Source organism: Mycobacterium sp. ELW1, assembly GCF_008329905.1.
Lineage (GTDB): Bacteria > Actinomycetota > Actinomycetes > Mycobacteriales > Mycobacteriaceae > Mycobacterium.
The window spans coordinates 286,060-305,378 of record NZ_CP032155.1 but is presented as its reverse complement, the minus strand read 5'-3'; the positions used below and the strand labels follow the sequence as shown (position 1 = coordinate 305,378).

General features: G+C 67.5%; 13 protein-coding genes. 7 read left to right on the top strand and 6 right to left on the bottom strand.

Annotated features, from left to right (window positions below; translation table 11 throughout):
• Positions 1 to 55 precede the first annotated feature (55 nt).
• A complete protein-coding gene (locus tag D3H54_RS01455) occupies positions 56 to 955 on the bottom strand; it encodes a hypothetical protein (RefSeq protein ID WP_286199072.1) in 900 nt (299 codons plus the stop codon).
• A gap of 93 nt (positions 956 to 1,048) precedes the next feature.
• Here D3H54_RS01455 and trmB point away from each other — a divergent pair, with 93 nt between their 5' ends.
• The 4 genes from trmB to D3H54_RS01435 all read left to right on the top strand — a co-directional run bounded on the left by trmB (position 1,049) and on the right by D3H54_RS01435 (position 9,580).
• On the top strand, positions 1,049 to 1,831 hold the full coding sequence (gene trmB, locus D3H54_RS01450) for a tRNA (guanosine(46)-N7)-methyltransferase TrmB (protein WP_149377546.1): 783 nt from the start codon (positions 1,049 to 1,051) through the stop codon (positions 1,829 to 1,831).
• 7 nt (positions 1,832 to 1,838) lie between these two features.
• Complete coding sequence (locus D3H54_RS01445; protein ID WP_149383278.1) at positions 1,839 to 2,528, top strand: NYN domain-containing protein; 690 nt, start codon at positions 1,839 to 1,841, stop codon at positions 2,526 to 2,528.
• Between the two features lie 49 nt (positions 2,529 to 2,577).
• On the top strand, positions 2,578 to 5,586 hold the full coding sequence (mmpL3, locus tag D3H54_RS01440) for a trehalose monomycolate exporter MmpL3 (RefSeq protein WP_149377545.1): 3,009 nt from the start codon (positions 2,578 to 2,580) through the stop codon (positions 5,584 to 5,586).
• 481 nt (positions 5,587 to 6,067) lie between these two features.
• Complete coding sequence (locus tag D3H54_RS01435) at positions 6,068 to 9,580, top strand: Ig-like domain-containing protein (protein ID WP_149377544.1); 3,513 nt, start codon at positions 6,068 to 6,070, stop codon at positions 9,578 to 9,580.
• 63 nt (positions 9,581 to 9,643) lie between these two features.
• Here the strand turns inward: D3H54_RS01435 and D3H54_RS01430 are convergent, their stop codons facing one another.
• On the bottom strand, positions 9,644 to 10,798 hold the full coding sequence (locus D3H54_RS01430) for an AI-2E family transporter (RefSeq protein ID WP_149377543.1): 1,155 nt from the start codon (positions 10,796 to 10,798) through the stop codon (positions 9,644 to 9,646).
• Positions 10,799 to 11,227: 429 nt separating this feature from the next.
• On the opposite strand from D3H54_RS01430, the gene D3H54_RS31060 reads away from it, so the two are divergent.
• From D3H54_RS31060 to D3H54_RS01415, 3 genes are all read left to right on the top strand, one after another.
• Complete coding sequence (locus D3H54_RS31060) at positions 11,228 to 14,362, top strand: hypothetical protein (protein WP_168214730.1); 3,135 nt, start codon at positions 11,228 to 11,230, stop codon at positions 14,360 to 14,362.
• Between the two features lie 68 nt (positions 14,363 to 14,430).
• Complete coding sequence (locus D3H54_RS01420) at positions 14,431 to 15,606, top strand: lysylphosphatidylglycerol synthase transmembrane domain-containing protein (RefSeq protein ID WP_149377542.1); 1,176 nt, start codon at positions 14,431 to 14,433, stop codon at positions 15,604 to 15,606.
• A 25-nt stretch (positions 15,607 to 15,631) separates the two neighbouring features.
• Complete coding sequence (locus D3H54_RS01415; RefSeq protein WP_149377541.1) at positions 15,632 to 16,009, top strand: DUF3054 domain-containing protein; 378 nt, start codon at positions 15,632 to 15,634, stop codon at positions 16,007 to 16,009.
• Here D3H54_RS01415 and D3H54_RS01410 read toward each other — a convergent pair.
• The 4 genes from D3H54_RS01410 to D3H54_RS01395 form a co-directional block, all read right to left on the bottom strand.
• The gene (locus D3H54_RS01410) at positions 16,006 to 17,334 is read right to left on the bottom strand and encodes a HAMP domain-containing sensor histidine kinase (RefSeq protein ID WP_149377540.1); all 1,329 of its coding nucleotides are present in this window, start codon (positions 17,332 to 17,334) and stop codon (positions 16,006 to 16,008) included. The genes D3H54_RS01415 and D3H54_RS01410 overlap by 4 nt on opposite strands.
• A gap of 7 nt (positions 17,335 to 17,341) precedes the next feature.
• Entirely contained in the window at positions 17,342 to 18,010 is a 669-nt protein-coding gene (locus tag D3H54_RS01405; protein WP_168215018.1) for a response regulator transcription factor, read from the bottom strand.
• Between the two features lie 57 nt (positions 18,011 to 18,067).
• Entirely contained in the window at positions 18,068 to 18,439 is a 372-nt protein-coding gene (locus D3H54_RS01400; protein ID WP_149377538.1) for a heme-binding protein, read from the bottom strand.
• Positions 18,440 to 18,605: 166 nt separating this feature from the next.
• Positions 18,606 to 19,154 carry a hemophore gene (locus tag D3H54_RS01395; protein WP_149377537.1) on the bottom strand — a complete coding sequence of 183 codons (549 nt, stop codon included), beginning with the start codon at positions 19,152 to 19,154 and terminating at the stop codon, positions 18,606 to 18,608.
• Positions 19,155 to 19,319 lie beyond the last annotated feature (165 nt).

Genomic DNA, 19,319 nt, shown 5'->3' with positions numbered 1-19,319 from the left:
CGGCAGGCTCGGATCGAGCTGCGACACCAGCGAATCCACCGGGTCGGTCACGGCGTCAGCTCCACCGGTTCCGGGACACCGCCCGCGCGTTCCCACAGCCGCAGCGAGCCGCGGGCGATGTCAGCGCCGCACCGGCCGTGCAGCCGCGACACCGGTCCGCGCGAATACCGCTGCCAGACAACGCACGCCGCAGGTGGGCGTCAGCGCTGACGCCGGCATCGACGGTCATCCCGGCGGCCTGCACCACCTCGATCGCCGCGGCCATCCTGGCGGCGACAGCCTCGTCGGCGGCCGACTCGGCGAACTCCTCGGTCAACCGCCGGTAGCGCACCGGTGCCACGGCCGCCTCGAGCCCCGCGAGCAACCCGTCGAGCGCACTCGCCCGACGCAGCGCCGCGATCACTCCGGCTCGATCCGCGCCGTGGCGCAGCGCCAGCACCGCGTGCGCAATACCGAACAGATCGAGGTCGACGAGCAGGCGCTGCCGGATCGCGCCGGGCAGCCGGTGCTCGCCGGCCGCGAACCGGTCAGTGGAGCCCAGGTCGGCCGGGTCGAGGGTGAGCGTCCGCAGCGCGCCGAGCATCTCGTCGTCCAGGATCCGGTCGTCCACCGCGGCGACCGCCGCCAATCCGGCCAACGGATAGACCGGCACACCCATACGGTCGCCGAGCAGCCGGCAGCGCTCGGCGGCCGCGGCGACCGGCCCGCTCCCGCCGAATCCGGTCAGATCGGCCTTGTTGAGGACCGCGACGACGGGCCGCGGCGATGTGGTCAGCGCACGCCGGTCCTCGGGCTTCATCGTCTCGGCGAAGACGTGAACGTCCAGGTCGACAACGCCCGCCGGCGCCACCACCGTCACACCGGCACCACGCAGCACGCGGGTCACCGTGCGCAGGCCGCACCCGGGCCGGCCGACCACCCCGACCCGCACCGGCAGCCCCACCACAACGGACATGCTGGCATCAGCGGGCGTGTGGCGCGAGCCACTACCAGGAGAAGGCAACTGTTGGGTATCAATATGCACCACGGAGCGGGTACACCTCTGTTCATGAGCGACCATGGACAAATGCATGCGCAGCGCCACGGTGGCTCAGCCACGCCCGATGTCTGGCCGGCGCATCCCTATCCCCGGATCACCAGCTTCCGTTCGCGGCGTTCCACGCTGACCGAGGCGCAGCAGGATGCGTGGGACCGGCTGTGGCCGGAGATGGGCACCCAGGCAAGAGAAGGCGAGAAGCCTGCGGGGCTACTGGACACCACGGCGTGGTTCGGCAGGCAGGCGCCCGTCGTCCTGGAAATCGGCTGCGGAACCGGGACGTCGACGCTGGCGATGGCGATGGCCGAGCCGGACATCGACGTGGTCGCTGTCGAGGTCTACAAGCGCGGGCTGGCTCAGCTGCTCAGCGCGGTCGGCCGCGAGGGGGTGCCCAACATCCGGCTGGTCCGCGGCGACGCCGTCGACGTCCTGGAGAACATGTTCGGCCCTGGCTCGCTGACCGGGGTTCGGGTGTTCTTCCCGGACCCGTGGCCGAAGTCACGCCACCACAAGCGCCGGCTGCTGCAGCCGAACACGATCTCGCTGATCGCCGACCGACTGCGACCCGGTGGTGTGCTCCACGCCGCCACCGACCACGCGGGCTACGCCGAGCAGATCGCCGAGGCGGGTGACGCCGAGCCCCTGCTGCGTCGCATACAGCCCGGCGACGAGCTGCCGATCTCGGTGAAACGTCCGCGGACCAAATACGAGACGAAGGCCGCTGAGGCGGGCAGCGCGGTGGCCGAACTTCTGTGGTTGAAACGACCCTCTGTGGTTGAGCGAGACCGTGGGTGAGGCAACGATGAGTGTGATCGACGACGCGACGGCACCCGCACTGCCGGACAGCGGAGAACAGCCGGTGAGTCCGCCGATTCAGCGGGTACTTCTGGTCTGGGATGCACCCAACCTGGACATGGGCCTGGGTTCGATCCTCGGCGGCCGACCGACGGCCGCACACCGGCCGCGGTTCGACGCGCTGGGCCGCTGGCTGTTGGCCCGCACGGCCGAACTGTCGGCCGGCCACCCGGAAGTCCCGGTGGAACCGGAGGCGACAGTGTTCACCAACATCGCACCCGGCAGCGCGGACGTCGTTCGGCCTTGGGTGGAAGCGCTGCGCAACGTGGGTTTCGCGGTGTTCGCCAAGCCCAAGATCGACGAGGACAGCGACGTCGACTCCGACATGCTGGCCCACATCGAGTTGCGTCGCACCGAGGGTCTGGCCGCGGTACTGGTCGCCTCGGCCGACGGGCAGGCGTTTCGCGCGCCGCTCGAGGAAATCGCCAAGGCCGGCACCCCCGCCTACGTGCTCGGATTTCGCGAACATGCCAGCTGGGCGTTAGCGTCGGATACCTTGGAGTTTGTCGACCTGGAGGACATTCCTGGTGTTTTCCGAGAGCCGCTGCCGCGAATCGGCCTAGATTCGCTCCCAGAGCAGGGGGCATGGCTACAACCGTTCCGGCCGCTGTCCTCATTACTGACATCGCGCGTCTGAGTAGGAGAAACCGATGCGCAGGTCGCAAAAGATTTGGTTAGGAGCTTAGGTGTTCGCCTGGTGGGGTCGAACTGTGTATCGATATCGATACATCGTGATCGCGGTCATGGTCGGGCTATGCCTCGGTGGCGCCGTATACGGGGCCTCGTTGGGCAAGCATGTCACCCAGAGTGGTTTCTACGACAACGGCAGCGAGTCGGTGCGGGCCTCGACGCTCGCCGACGAGGTGTACGGCCGTGACCGCACCAGCCACGTGGTCGCCATCCTGACGCCACCGGGCGACGAGAAGGTGACTGACAAGAACTGGCAGAAGACCGTCACCGAAGAGCTCGACCAGGTGGTCAAGGACCATCCCGATCAGATCGTGGGTTGGGTCGGCTGGCTGAAAGCTCCCGACACCACCGACCCGACCGTCAATCAGATGAAGACGGCGGATCTACGTCACACCTTCATCAGCATCCCGCTCAAGGGCGACGACGACGACACCATCCTGAAGAATTACCAGACCATCGAGCCGGCGCTCAAAAAGGTCAACGGCGGCACTATCCAACTCGCCGGCCTCAATCCGCTGGCCAGCGAGCTCACCGGGACTATCGGCACCGACCAGCAACGTGCTGAGCTCGCGATCGTCCCGCTGGTGGCCGTGGTCCTGTTCTTCGTCTTCGGCGGCGCCGTCGCGGCCGCGTTGCCCGCCATCATCGGTGGCCTCACCATCGGCGGGGCGCTCGGTATCCTCCGGTTGACCGCCGAGTTCGGACCGGTGCATTTCTTCGCTCAGCCCGTCGTGACGATGATGGGCTTCGGTATCGCGATCGACTACGGATTGTTCGTGGTCAGCAGGTTCCGGGAGGAACTTGCCGAAGGTTACGACGTCGAAGCGGCGGTACGGCGGTCGGTGATGACATCGGGCCGTACCGTTGCGTTCTCCTCGGTCATCATCGTGGCGTCCTCGCTACCGCTTCTACTGATTCCACTTGGCTTCCTGCGGTCGATCACCTACGCGATTATCGCGTCGGTGCTGCTCGCGGCCTTCCTGTCGATCACAGTGCTGCCCGCGGTCCTGGGAATTCTGGGCGCCAATGTCGACGCCCTGGGGGTGCGGACTCTGCTCCGGGTGCCGTTCCTGGCCAACTGGTCGTTCTCCCGCAGGATCATCGACTGGTTCATCGAAAAAACTCAGAAGACGAAGACCCGCGAAGAGGTCGAAAAGGGATTCTGGGGCCGCTTGGTCAATGTGGTGATGAAGCGACCCATCGCTTTTGCCGCTCCCATCGTGATCATCATGACGTTGCTCATCATCCCGATGGGGCAGCTGGCGTTGGGCGGGCTCAGCGAGAAGTACCTACCGCCGGACAACCCGGTGCGCAGCGCCCAGGAGCAGTTCGACAAAGAGTTCTCCAGTTTCCGCACCGAACCGCTGACCCTGGTCATCAAAACCAACAACGGCTCACCGGTCACCGATCAGCAGCTCGACGATCTACGTGCCGAAGCGCAGACGGTGTCCGGCTTCGCCGGCAGCGACGATCCGTCGAAGATGTGGGAAGAGCGCTCGGCCCAGAATGGCGGATCAAAAGATCCGTCCGTACGGGTGCTCCAGAACGGCCTGATAGACAGCAGTACCGCACCCCAGAAGATCGAGCAGTTGCGCGCGCTGACTCCACCTCGCGGTACTACGGTCCTGGTCGGTGGTACCCAGGCGCTGGCTCAGGACAGCATTTTGACGCTGTTCGACAAGCTGCCGCTGATGGTGCTGATCCTGGTGCTCACCACCACCGTCTTGATGTTCCTGGCGTTCGGCTCGGTGGTGCTTCCCATCAAGGCCGCATTGATGAGCGCATTGACGCTGGGCTCCACCATGGGCATCCTGACCTGGATGTTCGTCGAGGGCGGACACGGTTCCGGGCTGTTGAATTACACGCCACAGCCCTTGTTCGCCCCGATGATCGGTCTGATCATCGCGGTGATCTGGGGTCTGTCCACGGACTACGAGGTGTTCCTGGTCTCCCGGATGGTGGAGGCCCGTGAGCGCGGCCTGTCCACCGCGGAGGCCATCCGGATCGGCACAGCCACCACCGGCCGACTCATCACCGGTGCCGCGCTGGTGCTCGCCGTGGTGGTCGCCGCGTTCGCGTTCTCCGACCTGGTCGTGATGAAGTATCTGGCCTTCGGTCTGCTGATCGCTTTGCTGTTGGACGCCACCGTCATCCGGATGTTCCTGGTCCCGGCGATCATGAAGCTGCTCGGCGACGACTGCTGGTGGGCGCCACGCTGGATGAAGCGCCTGCAGGTCAAGATCGGCCTCGGTGAGACCCACCTGACCGACGAGCGCAAGCGACCCGTCGTGCGGGAAACGGATTCCGCCCTGGTGGGTGCCGGTGCGCCGGTGTCGGCAGCCGAGGCCCGACGCCCGGCGCACGACCCGACCCATCCCGTCGAGGGCCGCGCGATGCCGCGTGTCGTCGGCCGCGCCGAATACCGCAACCCGCCGCCGCCGCAGGAAGCCCCGTCAGCCGCCGGAACCGCGCGGATGCCCGATCCGGTCGAAGCCGGCACCGAAGCACCGACGACCCGGTTCTCGGTGGCCAAGAACGCCGTGAAGAACGCGGTGAACACCGCTGCCTCGGCCGCCAAGACCAACCGCCCGCCCACGCCGCCGGCGCCGGATCGGGAGATCGAGTCATGGCTGGGTGAGCTGCGGGGATCCGGCGGGCAGGAGCGAAGCGACCGGGGGTCGATGCAGCCGGGCTCGACTCCGACTCCGACTCCCCCGTCGCCGCCGTCGGCGCAACCGACTCAGGCGATGTCGGCTCCGGAGGACGCGACGACGGCGATCCCCGCTCAACACGATCGGACCGGCGGCGACGACGTCTCCCCCGCGATCAGCGCCGAGGAGACTCGCGCCATCCCGGTCAGCCGACCCGATCAGGGCGACTCCGAGGTGGCGACCGAGAAGCTGAACTCACGCGGCAAGAAAGAGGGCGACGACCGCCCGCGCCGCGGTGGCGGGGCCGGCGGGGTGAGCGCAGCGGATCTGCTGCGCCGCGAAGGCCGTTTGTAGTCCATCCAGAGCTCCGAGTGACGATTCGGCTCGACTGTCACTCGTAGCTCCGGATCGGCCGAAATCTATTTGCTGTGTGCGCCCCCGTCGCGCGTAGTTGCCTGTTATATATAGTGCTGGAACTTTTTCACAAGTAACTTCCAGTCATTTCACAGACAACTCGGGGGAGTCCGTGTCGGGGCAGCAGTCACACAAGCGCGCACGCGCCTCACGTCAGAACACCCGTCGCTTGATCCCCTTTCAGTGGCTGGGCGCCGGAGCGGTCACCGTGGGAATCGGTGCGGCGCTCGCCGGCGCAACCGGGATGGCGCACGCCGACAGTGATTCGGGTGCTACAGCGGGCGGATCCTCGGCTGATCGAGCCTCCTCGGCAGCATCACCTGGACCGAAGGCAACCACCAAGCCATCGCGGACAGGCTCCCCGAAGACCGGGGTCAGCGCTCGTGCGCAACCGTCGCGTGCGCTCAACGCACTCGGGTCCGTGAAGTCCAAGCGGCCCGTCGCTGTCGCGTCCAAACCGTCGGGCGGTCAAACCCCGGACGCCCCGAGCGCCGAGGTGCTGGCGGCGGCGCTGGCGACCACCACTCGCCGCGACACCGCGACGGCGTCGGCGGTCGCTGCCGCTGTCGCCAACTCGCCTGCCGAAATCGCTCGCGAAAAGGCCGTCGCCGACATCAACATGTCGGTCGGCTGGGTTCCGGGCGTCGGCACAGTTGTCAACGGGATAAGCCTCGTGTCGGATTTCGTCGACTTCACGAAAGCGGCGCTCCGCGGCGATGCCGTGGACATGCGCGACGAAATCGGCGACATGACCCTCGATCTGGTCGGGATGATTCCGGTGGTCGGGGCGCCTGTGGCGGCGACGATCCACCGGTCTACGGTGCCGGTCAATCGCGCTCCTCGCCCGGTCGACGACAGCTATAGCGTCGACCAGGACACGCAGCTCACAGGCAATGTGTTGACCAACGACAGCCACCCCGGCGGCGATTCGATGACGGCCGTCGTGAGCACTGCACCCAGCCATGGCAGCCTCACCCTCAACACCGACGGCTCCTTCGTCTACACCCCAGCGGCCGGCTACTCCGGCGCCGACTCGTTCAGCTACACCGTCACAGACACCAAGGGCGCCAACGCAATTGGTAACGTGACCATCGCGGTCAAGTACGTCGCTCCCCCGCCGGTGGTCGACCAGCAACATCCATACACGATCGACGCGACCGACCCCGCCACCGGAACGATCAGCGGGCACTTCAACGTCACCCACGACAAGCCCTTCACCTATCACGTGGTCAACGCACCGGATGCGACCCTGGGCAGCTTCGAGCTCAATGAACAAACCGGCGAGTGGACCTTCACCCCGAATCCGCGCACCCGCGTCCTCGCCGGTACTCTTGGGCCGACTTCTCCTGCGGCAGTGAAGCTTTCGTTCTCGGCCACCGCCACCGACGGCATGGCCACTACGGCACCGATCGTGGTGACCGAACACATTGCCGGGGCCGACCGTGCCGCGCTTTCGTTGCCGCCCGGCACGATGCCGGTGCTGTCATTCGTCGATTCCCGCACCGGTAACGCCTACATCTTTGGTTATCGCGGGAACCTCATCGACGGCCCCGACGATCAGAGCGTCTCCTACCTGGCCGCAGTCATCCACGCCGACGGCACCTCGAGCATCCCGTCCGGCGCCAGTCCAGTATCCGGTCTGGTGCGCGAGGCGTTCGCCGTCGGTGACACCACCTTTGTGGTGTCGCAGACAGGTGGCGACGAATCCAGCTTCCAGACTTACCTCTCGATATTGGGGTCAGACGGCCTGACTCCTCTGGGTGAGCCGATTCCTGGCGACTTCAGACAACCGCTGACGGTTGCCGGCACGACCTACCTGTTGACCCAGACCGGCACGTACGAATCCGGCTACCAGACCCACCTGACCAGGCTGCGAGCCGACGGCGTGACCTCAACGACGGAGATGCCCGGCGCGTTTTACGGCCGCACGATCGTCATCGGCGAAACCACCTACCTCGTGACCGATACCGGCACGTACGAATCCGGTTACCGAACCCAGCTGACCACGCTGGGAGCCGACGGCGCGACCTCGACAACGTCCGTACCCGGGCGTTTCTCCAACCACACGCTCGTCGTCGGTGACACCACCTACCTGGTGACTGTTAACGGCAGCCAACAATCCGGCTACCAGACCCACCTGACCCGGCTGGGACCCGACGGGGTGACCTCGACAACGTCGATACCCGGACAGTTCTACGAAGACTCCAGCGGTTATTCGGTTGTCGCAGGCGACATCACCTACCTCGTGACGCAGACGGGTGATTACGATTCCGGCTACAACACTCACGTCACAGAAGTGAGGACCGAGGGCGTGTCACCGACGACGACGATCCCCGGCTGGTCCTGGGGCGGTCCGACCCTCGTGGGCGACACTAGGTATCTGCTCGTGCCCACACAGTCGGGCACCGCCACCCATGTCGTGGCATTGACGCCCGACGGTGCTACATCCGTGGGATCGATTCCCGGTGTGCTGAGCGGGGATCCGATCGTGGTCGGCGACACCACGTACTTCATCTCGCACATCGGCGACTCCGGTGTGGCCGCGACGTGGCAGTCCGTGGTGACGACGCTGGCACCGACGCCGGGCGGGGTCACGGTGATCGATGACCCGATCCCGGGATACCGGTGGGCGATGCGCCCAATCGTTGTCAGTGACACCACCTACCTGGTGACGGAAACCTGGAACTCCTCGGTCGGATACGAGACCCACCTGACCGCTTTACTGCCGGACGGTGTGGCGCCACTGGGCCTCGCGACCCTCGGCACTGTGAGCGGAAACCCGACCGTCGTGGTGGCCGGAGAAACCACTTGTCTTATCACGACGGTGAGGTACTACTGGCTCTCCGACGGGACCTACGCCTACACCAGGACCCTCCTGACAGCGGTCGAACCCGAGGGCCTGACCCTGTGGGAGGACCCACTTCACGGATACCCGGGCGTCGCGCCGATCACCATCGGCGACACGACGTACCTCGTGTTGGAGACCGACGATCCGACCTCCGGCTACCAGCTCCAATTGCTATCGGTTACGGCCGGCGGCGTCAGGGCGATCGGCGCCCCGACATCGGGACGGGTGAATTCCCACAGCGATTTCGACACGGTCGTCGTCGGTGACACCACATATTTGATCGTCGAGACCTCCGATGCTGCTGGTGGCCAACAGACTTCGCTTGTCAAGGTGGGACCGGGCGGGCTCACCGCAGTGCCAGGATCGCTGCCAGGACACCCGATCAGTGCCCCCGTCGTGGTCGGCGACACCACCTATTTGGTGACTCAGACAGGCCAATACGATTCGGCCCAAACCCATTTCACCGCATTGGATCCCCAGGGCGTCTTGCAGCCTGCCTATACCGTCTCCGGCACATTGGCGTATGAACCGCTCATTGTCGCGGGTGATCTCATCTATGTGAAGACGGACGGATGGGAGACAACGGGCGAGGGCAGCCACTCCACGAATCACGTTTACGTCACTGCGTTGGCACCCGAAGGTCCGTCGTCGGTGGACTATCCCGTGCAATACGGTGAACCAGCGATCGTCGTCGGCAACACCACATACCTGATGTCCACGGTGTTTCCGGACGAGTTCGTCACGGGGACCGACACCACCAAGACCTACATCGTCGCGCTGACACCCCATGGCGCGGTGCAATTCGCCGAGCCGGTAAGGGGTTACTCGCCCGGTCCGATCGTCGCCGGCGACACCCTGTATCTCGAGTTTGCGTCGTATCCCGACGACGTCGACGACGCAGACGACGTCACGACCTACCTTGTGACGTTGACTCCCGACGGCCCGGTGTTCGCAGAGCCGTTCCCCGGGCTGGCACCGTTCTATATGGATCCGATCTTCACTCTCGGGGATACCACGTACGTGACTACGACTTCAGGCGTGTGGGCGATCGGTGTCGACGCGCCAAGCCCCGCCAGCCGGTTGTAATCCATCCAGAACTCAGCGCGGAAAAGTCAGACCAGATGTCGCTCTGGGTTCTGACTCGACGGTTCAGTCCTTCTCGCGCTTCGGCGGGACGACGTCGGGTTCGGCATTGAGGATGATCCCGTCGTCGTTCTCCTCGAGTTCGGCCGCTTCCTCGGCAGGGTTGTCCGCGACGAGAACCCGGATGGCGCTGTTGAGGAACGCCACCAACGGCACCGACAGCAGCGCGCCGACGATGCCGGCCAGCACGGCACCGGCCGAGATGGCGAGCACGATCGCCAGCGGGTGGATCGACACCGCGCGACCCATCACCAGCGGCTGCAGGATGTGCGCCTCCAGCTGCTGCACCGCGATGATCAGCCCCAGCGTGATCAGCCCGTAGACCACGCCCTTGGCCAGCAGCGCCACCACCACTGCGAGGAATCCGGTGACGACGGCACCCACCAGGGGAATGAACGCGCCGAGGAAGACAAGTGAGGCCAGGGGCAGTGCCAGCGGGATGCCCATGATCGCCAGACCGGTGCCGATACCGACAGCGTCCACCAATGCGACGAGCGCGGTGGCCCGCACGTAGCCGATCAGCGAGCCGAAGCCGGCCCGGCCTGCGTCCCGCACCCGCTCGCGGGCGGACGACGGAACGATCTTGGTGACGAAGCTGTAGATGTTGCGGCCGCCGTGCAGCAGGAAGATCAAGGTGAACAGCACCAGCAGTGCGCCGGTGACGAGTTCGGTGAGGGTGGCCGCCGTCGACAGGGCACCGGTGGTCAGCTGCTCCTGGTTGTCGCGCAGCGCCTTGATGGCTGTATTGCCTGCGTTGTCGATCTGTTCACGACTCAGGTGCGCCGGGCCGTCGACGAGCCACCGACGCAGGCCGTCGATACTGTAAGTGACCTGCTCCACCAGGCCGGGCAGGCCCGAAACAAATTGGCTGACAACGAAAGTCAGGATCCCGCCGAATATGGCGAAGCCGCCGAGGAGGATCAGGGCCACCGCCCCGCCCCGGGGAGCCCCACGACGGTCGAGCCAGTCCACGGCCGGCAGCAACAACGCGGCCAGCATGGTGGCCAGGGCCACCGGGACCACGATGACCTCGAGTCGGCTGACGACCCACAGCAGGGCCACGATGGCCGCCCCGACGACCAGCAGGCGCCAAGACCACGCTGCGGTTTTACGAAGGAAGGGATCGACCGAGTCGTCGTCCGAAACGCGGGTGGCCGGCATGCGGCCAAGCGTAGTGCGAGAGATTCCGCCCGCTCGACGAAACCTGCGTTCCGACGCGAGTTCTTGTACAGCAGCAAAAAACATAGGCGGTAAAACCTTGCACCGGAAAGAAAAATAAGTGTCGTTATAGACGGTGGCGCGCATTGACCCTATGATCCCTTTTGCCACGTCGCGGACATCCATGTCACGCGGCCGGCATTCTTATCGATTCGTACCCAAACGGGGGGTGGGTTCGTGAATTCTGTCGACTCAAAATCAGCTCATGCCGACTCAGGCCGCACCGTGGAGCACGGTCGCCGCAGCTGCCGCACCAACAAGATGCAGCTGAACCGAGTTGAGTTTGGCCTTGCTGCGCTTGCCAATTCGCATGCGTTGGCCTGGATCGGCGCGTCGGCTGTGGCGCTCGGTGTCGGTGCTGCAATCGCATCGATGCCCGCGGTGGCCGCCGCCGACGCCACCGGATCGGCGGGCCCCAACGGACCCTCGGCCTCCAATAGCTCCTCGGCGAATGGGCCGTCGAAATCCACCGGACACTCGGCGGCTCCGAAGTCCAATCTCCGGCCGAAGGCCTCGAAGAGCACGGCGTCGCCGAGCGGTTCAGCGTCGGACTCCGACACAAAAGCAAACCAGACAGCAAAATCGACCACGCGGCTCGCCACGCCCACGGCCGCGCTTCCTCGGGCCGCTGCGCTGCCCACGCCGGAAGCCGCAGCCCAGAACCTCGTCAACTTCTTCGTCGGCGACGGGACCGCTGCGCACCCGAACGCCGGCATTCTGGCCGGCAACGGCTACTCCTGGACCGAGAGCACCTGCCCGTCGACCAAGTCCTGCAAGGGCGGCAATAGCGGCGTCTTCGGCAATGGCGGCGACGGTTTCAACGGCGGCAACGGCGGCAGCGCAGGCTGGTTCGGCAACGGCGGCGCCGGCGGAGCGGGTCTGGCGACGATCAACGGCGGCGCGGGCGGCAACGGCGGACGCGGCGGCATGATCACCGGCAACGGCGGCGCCGGCGGTGCGGGAGCCACCACCGCGGCGGGATCGGCAGGCGGACAGGGCGGCTCGGCCGGGCTGTCGGGTAACGGCGGCGCGGGCGGCGCCGGTGGAACCTCGACCGGCAACTTCCAGGGCGGAACCGGTGGCCGCGGCGGCACCGCCGGCTTGTGGGTAGGCAACGGCGGCGCGGGCGGTGCGGGCGGCAACGCCATCAAGAACGGCCAGACCGGCGGTACTGGCGGAAACGGCGGCGATACTGGCCTGGTCTCGTTCTGGGGAACCGCCGGTGACGGCGGCGAAGGCGGCGGGGCCAGCGGCGGCGCCAGCGGTGGCGAGGGTGGCGCCGGCGGCGCGGCCAGCATCGGTGGCCGCGGCGGCAACGGCGGCAACGGCGGCCTGTTCTCCCTCTTCGCTTTTGGCGGTGACGGCGGTGCCGGCGGCGACAGTCCCGCCAAGGGGCTCAACGCGACCGACCGCGGCGGCAATGGCGGTAACGGCGGACGCGGCGGCCTCTGGGCGGGCAGCGGCGGCGACGGCGGAGCGGGCGGGGTCGGTGGCGGCGACGGCGGCATCGGCGGCAACGTAGGAGCGCTCTCGTTCTTCGGTGCGGGCGGCGACGGCGGAAACGGCGGCGTGGGCCAGGGCGGCATCGTCGGCACCAACGGCGCCGATCCCGGCAAGAACCCGTCGTACTCGATCGACGGCGGCAATGGGGCACCCGGAGGCAAGGGCGGCTCGGGCGGTCGCGGCGGGAACGGCAGCTCGATCATCGGCACCGGTGGCCACGGCGGCAGCGGCGGCCAAGGCGGTGACGGCGGCCAGGGCGGAACGGGCTTCTCGCCAGACAACGAGACCATTGATCCCGGGCTGAACGGCGGAAACGGCGGGAACGGCGGCGCAGGCGGAGCTGGCGGAGCTGCCGGCGGCGCCGCGGGCACGGGCCGCGTCCTGTTCCTCATCGCCTCCAACGGAAGCGCCGGCAGCAGCGGCGCCGGTGGCGCAGGCGGAAAAGGCGGGCCCGGCGGCTACGGCCGGTCACTCAATGGCTTGAGCGGCGGTGACGGCGGAAACGGCGGCAGCGGCGGCCCCGGAGCGATCGGTGGCGCTGGCGCAGCCGGCGGTGACGGCGGTGCCGGTGGCGCCGGCGGCGGAGGCGCATTCGGCGGCGGCAAGGGCGGCTCAGGCGGCAACGGCGGCACCGGCGGCGACGGCGGTGTGGCGACCGCCGTGGACGGCCCGGGCCGTGGTGGTGCGGGAGGCAACGCCGGCGACGGCGCGGCCGGGGGCGACAGCGACCTCGACGCAGGCCCCGGCGCGGCCGGCGGCGACGGCGGGAACGGCGGCGACGGCGGGAACGGCAACGAAGGCGGCTTGGGCGGTGACGCCGGGCAGGGCGGCATCGGCGGCACCACACGCGGTGGCTCGGTCGGCGAGGAAGGCGCCGCAGGAACCCGTGGCGCCGACGGAACCTCGACGACGGCGACGGCGCTCGCCGCGCGATCGGCGTCGGCACAGCCGGCGGGTCCGCAGGCGTTCTTCGAAGAAATCGGCAAGCAGATCGCCTACATCTTCTTCAACCGCGCACCGAGCGTCGACCCCGATGTCGGCGGCCAAGCCGGCCCGGACAAGCAGATCACGGTCAAGGTCAACGGCGAGGGCAACAACGGCTACGAGGTCAGCTACTCCATCAAGGAAGGCCCCAAGTACGGCACCGTCGTGGCGGGCAGCACGCCGGGTTCGTTCGTCTACACGGCCAACGATGCGTTGATCCAGCCGGGAATCGTCGATCACTTCACCATCACCGTCAACAACGGGACGGCGGCCAAGCTGCCGGGATTCGCGGGCATGATCCAGGGAATGCTGCATTCCTTGGCGATCATGGTCGGTGCGGCCAAACCCGATACCTTCGACGAAGAGATCTGGGTGACCGTCGACGGCACCGGCCAGTACGGCAACGCCGCGGCCGCCGCGGACTACTGGGTGAACCAGAGCTACTCCAACTGCCAGTTGCAGGCCGCGGCATCCGCCGCCCTGCAGGCGACGAAGACGTTGCCGACGTCGACGACTGAGCAGACCTGGGTCGACTGGGCGAAGACCACCGACAGCGTGAAGACGCCGGGCGCCAAGATGTACCTCGACGCCAACATCGAGGAGGGCGTGGCGACCGAGGACGCCGTAGCACTGATCAACGAGCACTTCGACGTCACCGCGACTTATCGGGAGTACGACAAGACTCAGGAGGGCGGCGAAGAAGCACTGCGCGACCTGCAGGCCGCCCTGGCCGAAGGCAAGGCGACCATGGTCGCCTACCCCGTGTCGATCGTCTGGACGGCCGTCACAGACTTCAAGCCCACTCCGAAGGACAGCTATTTCGTCGCCGACCACGCAGCGGTGGTGACGCAGGTGGACCTGAAGAACGGGCTGGTGTACGTCAACGACAGCTCGATGACGAACGCGAATCAGAGCGTGGGGCAGGCCAAAGCGCTGCCGATCGGAGTGTTCATGAGCGGGTGGCAGGCCGCCGGCTATGACTTGACGATCATCACGCCGAACGCACCGACCACCGTCTAGGGCGCTGGTGCTCCGACATCCCGCGGCGGACACCGTCGCGGGATGTCTGCACCGTTACGCTGATCTGCGTGTCCTACGACGCGTCGGTGAACGCCGCCCGCGAGGATCACGGCCCCCCGGCGCGCGGGAAGTACTGGTGGGTCCGCTGGGCGGTGCTCGGCGTCGCGCTGATCGTGCTGGTCGTCGAGGCGACGCTGGTGTGGGATCAGCTGGCCAAAGCCTGGCGGAGCCTGTTCTCGGCGAACGGCTGGTGGGTGCTGGCGGCGGTCGCCGCGGCCATGCTGTCGATGCACAGCTTCGCCCAGATCCAGCGGACGCTGCTGCGGTCGGCCGGGGTGGTTGTCCGCCAGTGGCGCTCTGAGGCGGCGTTCTATGCGGGTAACGCGCTGAGCACCACGATGCCCGGCGGTCCGGTGCTCTCGGCGACGTTCGTTTATCGCCAGCAGCGGCTGTGGGGCGCCTCCCCGGTGGTCGCGTCGTGGCAGCTGGTGATGTCGGGTGCGCTGCAGGTGGTGGGTCTGGCGCTGCTGGGTCTCGGCGGCGCATTTCTGTTGGGCGCCAAGAACAATCCGTTCTCGCTGCTGTTCACCCTCGGCGGGTTCATCGCCCTGCTGTTGCTCGCGCAGGCGGTAGCGACCCGTCCCGAACTCATCGACGGCATCGGCGTCAAGGTCCTCGGCTGGGTCAACTCGGTGCGCGGCAAGCCCACCGACACCGGTCTGCGCAGGTGGCGCGAAACGCTGAACCAACTGGAGTCGGTCAGCTTGAGTCGCCGCACCCTCGGAGTGGCATTCGGCTGGTCGTTCTTCAACTGGGTGTGCGATGTCGCGTGCCTGGCGTTCGCCGCCTACGCCACCGGCGGGAGGCCGTCGCTGGCCGGTTTGACCGTCGCCTACGCCGCCGCCCGCGCCGTCGGCTCGATCCCGTTGATGCCGGGCGGCCTGCTGGTCGTGGAGGCCGTGCTGGTGCCCGGCCTGGTGTCCAGCGGGATGGCCCTGCCCGGTGCGATCTCGGCGATGCTGATCTATCGGCTGGTCAGCTGGATCTTCATCTCGACGATCGGCTGGGTGGTGTTCTTCTTCCTGTTCCGCACCGAAGGTCCCCTGGACCCGGACGCCGTCGCCGACGAGATCGCCGCGGCCGAAGCCGAAAGCGGCGGCGCGCCCGTCGACGACCCGGCCGACACCGCGCTCCAGGGCCCGGTGCCGCCGCCGTGCCCGGACCCCGACGACGACAAGCCCTGACCGGGCGGTGTGCTTGAATCCGAGCATGGCAGTTCGTAGCGACACCCGCCCGGCCGCACTGGCGCTGGCCGGCGACATCGTCAGCGTCGTGGTGTTCTGCGCGATCGGTCGCCGCAGCCACGCCGAAGGGCTGACGCTTGCCGGAATCGCCGAGACCGCATGGCCGTTTCTGTCCGGCACCCTGGCCGGTTGGCTGATCTCCCGGGCCTGGCGGGCACCGACCGCGATCGCGCCGACCGGCGTGATCGTCTGGCTCTCCACCATCGTGGTGGGAATGTTGTTGCGCAAGGCCAGTTCTCAGGGCGTCGCGGTGAGCTTCATCATCGTCGCGTCGGTGGTGACGGCGGTGCTGCTGTTGGGCTGGCGCGGCGTGGCCGCCGTCGTCCGCAAACGCCGCGGTTAAGCCTGCCCCGCCGGAGCGACGGGCTCCGGGGCGGTCGAGACCGTCAACACGGCACGCAATCCGCCGAGCGGGCCATCGGAAAGTTCGATGTCGCCACCATGCAGGGCCGCCTGCTGAGCCACCAGCGCCAAACCCAGTCCCGACCCTCCCGCGGTGGCGGTGCTGCCACGAGCGAAGCGGCCCAACACTTTTCGATGCTCCTCGGCAGGCAGGCCACGGCCGTTGTCATCGACGGTGATGGCCAGCAGCGGGCCCTGGCGGCGGGCACGCAGCACGATGCGGGTGGCTTCCCCGTGTGTGATCGCGTTACGCACCAGGTTGTCCACGGCCAACCGCAAACCGGCCGGCCAGCCCCACACCGTGCCGGCCTCGTCGGCCTCCACGATGATCTCCCCCACCCCGGACCGGATGTTCTCCCGCGCAACCCGATCGAGCATCTCGGCGACGTCGATCGGCTCGCGGTCCTCGGCGCGGGCCAGCTGCCCCGACGCCAGCTGCCCCAGCGCGGTGATGATCGCCTCCACACGCCGCTGCGCGCGTGCCAGATCGGCGACCACCTCCTCACGCTCCTCGGGCGGCAGGTCGTGGATACGCAGCGTGTCCAGATCGGCGCGCATCGCGGTCAGCGGGGTGCGCAGTTCGTGGGCGGCGTTGGCCGCGAAATCCTGGGCTGCCTGAAGCGAATTCGTAGTCGCCGCCTGGGCATCCGCGAGCCTGTTGAGCATCGCGATCATCGCCTCGGACAGGTCCTCGGCCTCCCGGGAGCCGTGCACCGGGTCGAGCCGATCGTGGCCGGTTCCGAGCCGCCTGGTCTGCTCGGTGAGTTTCAGCAGCGGCCGGATCGCGGGCCCGGCCAGGATCCAGCCCAGCGCCAGCGCGACCATCACCGCAAGACAGACGATCAACACGTAGAGCGGAATTCTGGCGCGGCTCAACAGGATGCTGTCGGCGCGGATACCGATCGAGACCAGGATCCCGCCGGACTGGTCGACGTTCACCGTCCGCACCCGGTAGTCGACGTTGTTGACGGTCACCGTCGCGGTCCCCGGCGGCAGCGGCGGCAACTGGAACCCGCGCTGGAACATGACCTGCCCGGTGGACCGTGACCGTCCGGTCGTCACCACCCGGCTGGGATCACGCAGCTGTTCGGGATACATGCTGGCGTCGACGATCGAGTCCAGGCGCTTGTCCAGTTGTGCCTCATCGTTGTTCGCCAGCACCACCGAGGTCAGCGCGGCCAGAAGCGCGACCACGATCGCGGCGGCCACCGCGGCGGCCAAGGCGACCCGGCTGCGCAGGGACAGGCTCTGGCCCAACGAACTCACGACCGGATCACGGCTCCGACCGGAGGACGTACCCGATGCCGCGCACCGTGTGGATCACCCGGGGCACACCCTCGCGTTCGAGCTTGCGGCGCAGATAACTGATGAACACGTCGGCGACGTTGGTGTCGACGTCGAAGTCGTAGCCCCACACCAACTCCAGGAGCCGCTGCCGGGACAGCACCACACCGGAGTTCTCGGCGAGCACCGCCAACAGGTCGAATTCGCGTTTGGTCAGCTCGACCCGGTCACCGTTGACGAACACCAGCCGCCGGGCGGTGTCGATGGTCAGCCCTCCGATCGTGACGGCATCGGAACCCTCGTGTGAATGCGAGGCCCGTCGCAGCAGTGCATGCAATCTGGCCACCAGCTCGCCCAGGTCGAACGGCTTGGTCAGATAGTCGTCGGCCCCCGCCTCCAGGCCGGCGATCCGGTCGTTGACGGTGTCGCGGGCCGACAGCACGCAGATCGGAATGTCGTTGCCCAGCGCACGCAGCGCGGTGACCACCGCGACACCGTCGAGCTCCGGCATCTGGACGTCGAGCACCAACGCGTCGTGATTCTCGTTCGCCAACAGCCGCAACGCTTCCTTGCCGGTAGCCGCGACCCGGACGTCGAACCCGGAATGCCGCAAACCGCGGGCAACCGAAGTCCGGACATCCGGGTCGTCGTCGACCATCAGGACGGTGCGGCCAGCGCCTTCCTGCGCGGGCTGCTGTCCTACCCGCACTGCGGACTAGGAGACAGGAACGTCGGGGCTGGTGCCGCAGCGATTCTTCAGATCGACCAGCGGCTGGCGGATGCCCTGCAGGTCGGCCTTCACCGAAGGGTTGTAGTCCAGGTACTGCTTCACCTCGGACCGGATGGTGTCACGCGGCGCACCCTCCAGACCCGTGAAGAACGCGTTGACGTCCGGGTGCGTGAACAGGTAGGCCGACGTCGCCGCGGACACACCCGCAGCCACACCGGCAAGGTCGGCGGCGGTGCAGTTCGGCGGCGGATCGGCCAGCGCCGACGGGGCTGCGCCAATCAGCATCGCGCCGGCGACGGCGCCCGTGCCGATCGCTCCGACGACCGCGCGACGGGCCAGACGGGCATTAAGCAACATGCTCGGACTCCTTAGCGTTGGGAGAAGCACTGCCAGTAACCGGTACTGACAGAAGAAAGCTAAGCAGAATTGCTGCAGACTTTCGCGCCTTGAGCTTAACCAATCGTGAGAATGTTCCGATGTGGCTGCTCAGCGCCACTTCCGGGGGAGCACCGAGCGCGCCGATTCAGCGCGTACCGATCGTGGCCGGGCCGGGCAGCGGGCCGTTGCCCAGCGGAGCCTGGCTGCCGGAGAGTTGTTGTGCCGGTGTGGTGCCCGTCGACGCGCCCGGCGCCGGTGCGGGCAGTCCGCCGGTCTGAGCCGACTGCAGCAGGCCGAGCAGCTGCGGCAGGCTCACCGGCAACTTGCACTGGGCGGACATACTCGTCAGCGGCTGCTGGATGGCCTGCAAGTCCTTGGCGGCCGCAGGGTTGGCGTCGAAATAACTCTTCAGCGCCACCACGGTCTGCGGACCGGCCTGCTGCTGGGAGATCGTCGTCAGCGCCTGATTGGTCTGCGGGTGCGCGTCCAGATAGGTCCCGGTGTTGGTGGCCACCGTGCCGACCGTCTTGGCGATCTGGCTGGCCGCGCACGGGTCGGGGGCAGCGGTCGCCTCCGACATCGACACCGAGGTCGACAGCGCCAGCAGGGCGGCACCGCCGGCCGCGGTGGCGGCCAGCACGGCGCACACCCCGCGGCGCAGTCCCGCGGTCGCGGAGATGGTGGACGCAGACATGGGGACTCCTCGACTTCGCTGACGTCTGTATGACGTCACGCCGCGGCGCAGCATCGCTACGGCGTCGGCACGGTCCCCGACCCTGACGTGGTCGGTGCACATCCTGCCATCGGCAACGGGCGGGCCGCCACTCGTGCGCGGGTAACGAGCGCCTGATCACGAGGT

Coding starts and splice junctions, on each gene's coding strand:
- D3H54_RS01415 (WP_149377541.1), top strand. CDS start 15,632: ATGGCAGTTCGTAGCGACACCCGCCCGGCCGCACTGGCGCTGGCCGGC.
- D3H54_RS01455 (WP_286199072.1), bottom strand. CDS start 955: ATGTCCGTTGTGGTGGGGCTGCCGGTGCGGGTCGGGGTGGTCGGCCGG.
- trmB (WP_149377546.1), top strand. CDS start 1,049: ATGAGCGACCATGGACAAATGCATGCGCAGCGCCACGGTGGCTCAGCC.
- D3H54_RS01430 (WP_149377543.1), bottom strand. CDS start 10,798: ATGCCGGCCACCCGCGTTTCGGACGACGACTCGGTCGATCCCTTCCTT.
- D3H54_RS31060 (WP_168214730.1), top strand. CDS start 11,228: ATGCCCGCGGTGGCCGCCGCCGACGCCACCGGATCGGCGGGCCCCAAC.
- D3H54_RS01405 (WP_168215018.1), bottom strand. CDS start 18,010: ATGGTCGACGACGACCCGGATGTCCGGACTTCGGTTGCCCGCGGTTTG.
- D3H54_RS01395 (WP_149377537.1), bottom strand. CDS start 19,154: ATGTCTGCGTCCACCATCTCCGCGACCGCGGGACTGCGCCGCGGGGTG.
- D3H54_RS01445 (WP_149383278.1), top strand. CDS start 1,839: ATGAGTGTGATCGACGACGCGACGGCACCCGCACTGCCGGACAGCGGA.
- D3H54_RS01400 (WP_149377538.1), bottom strand. CDS start 18,439: ATGTTGCTTAATGCCCGTCTGGCCCGTCGCGCGGTCGTCGGAGCGATC.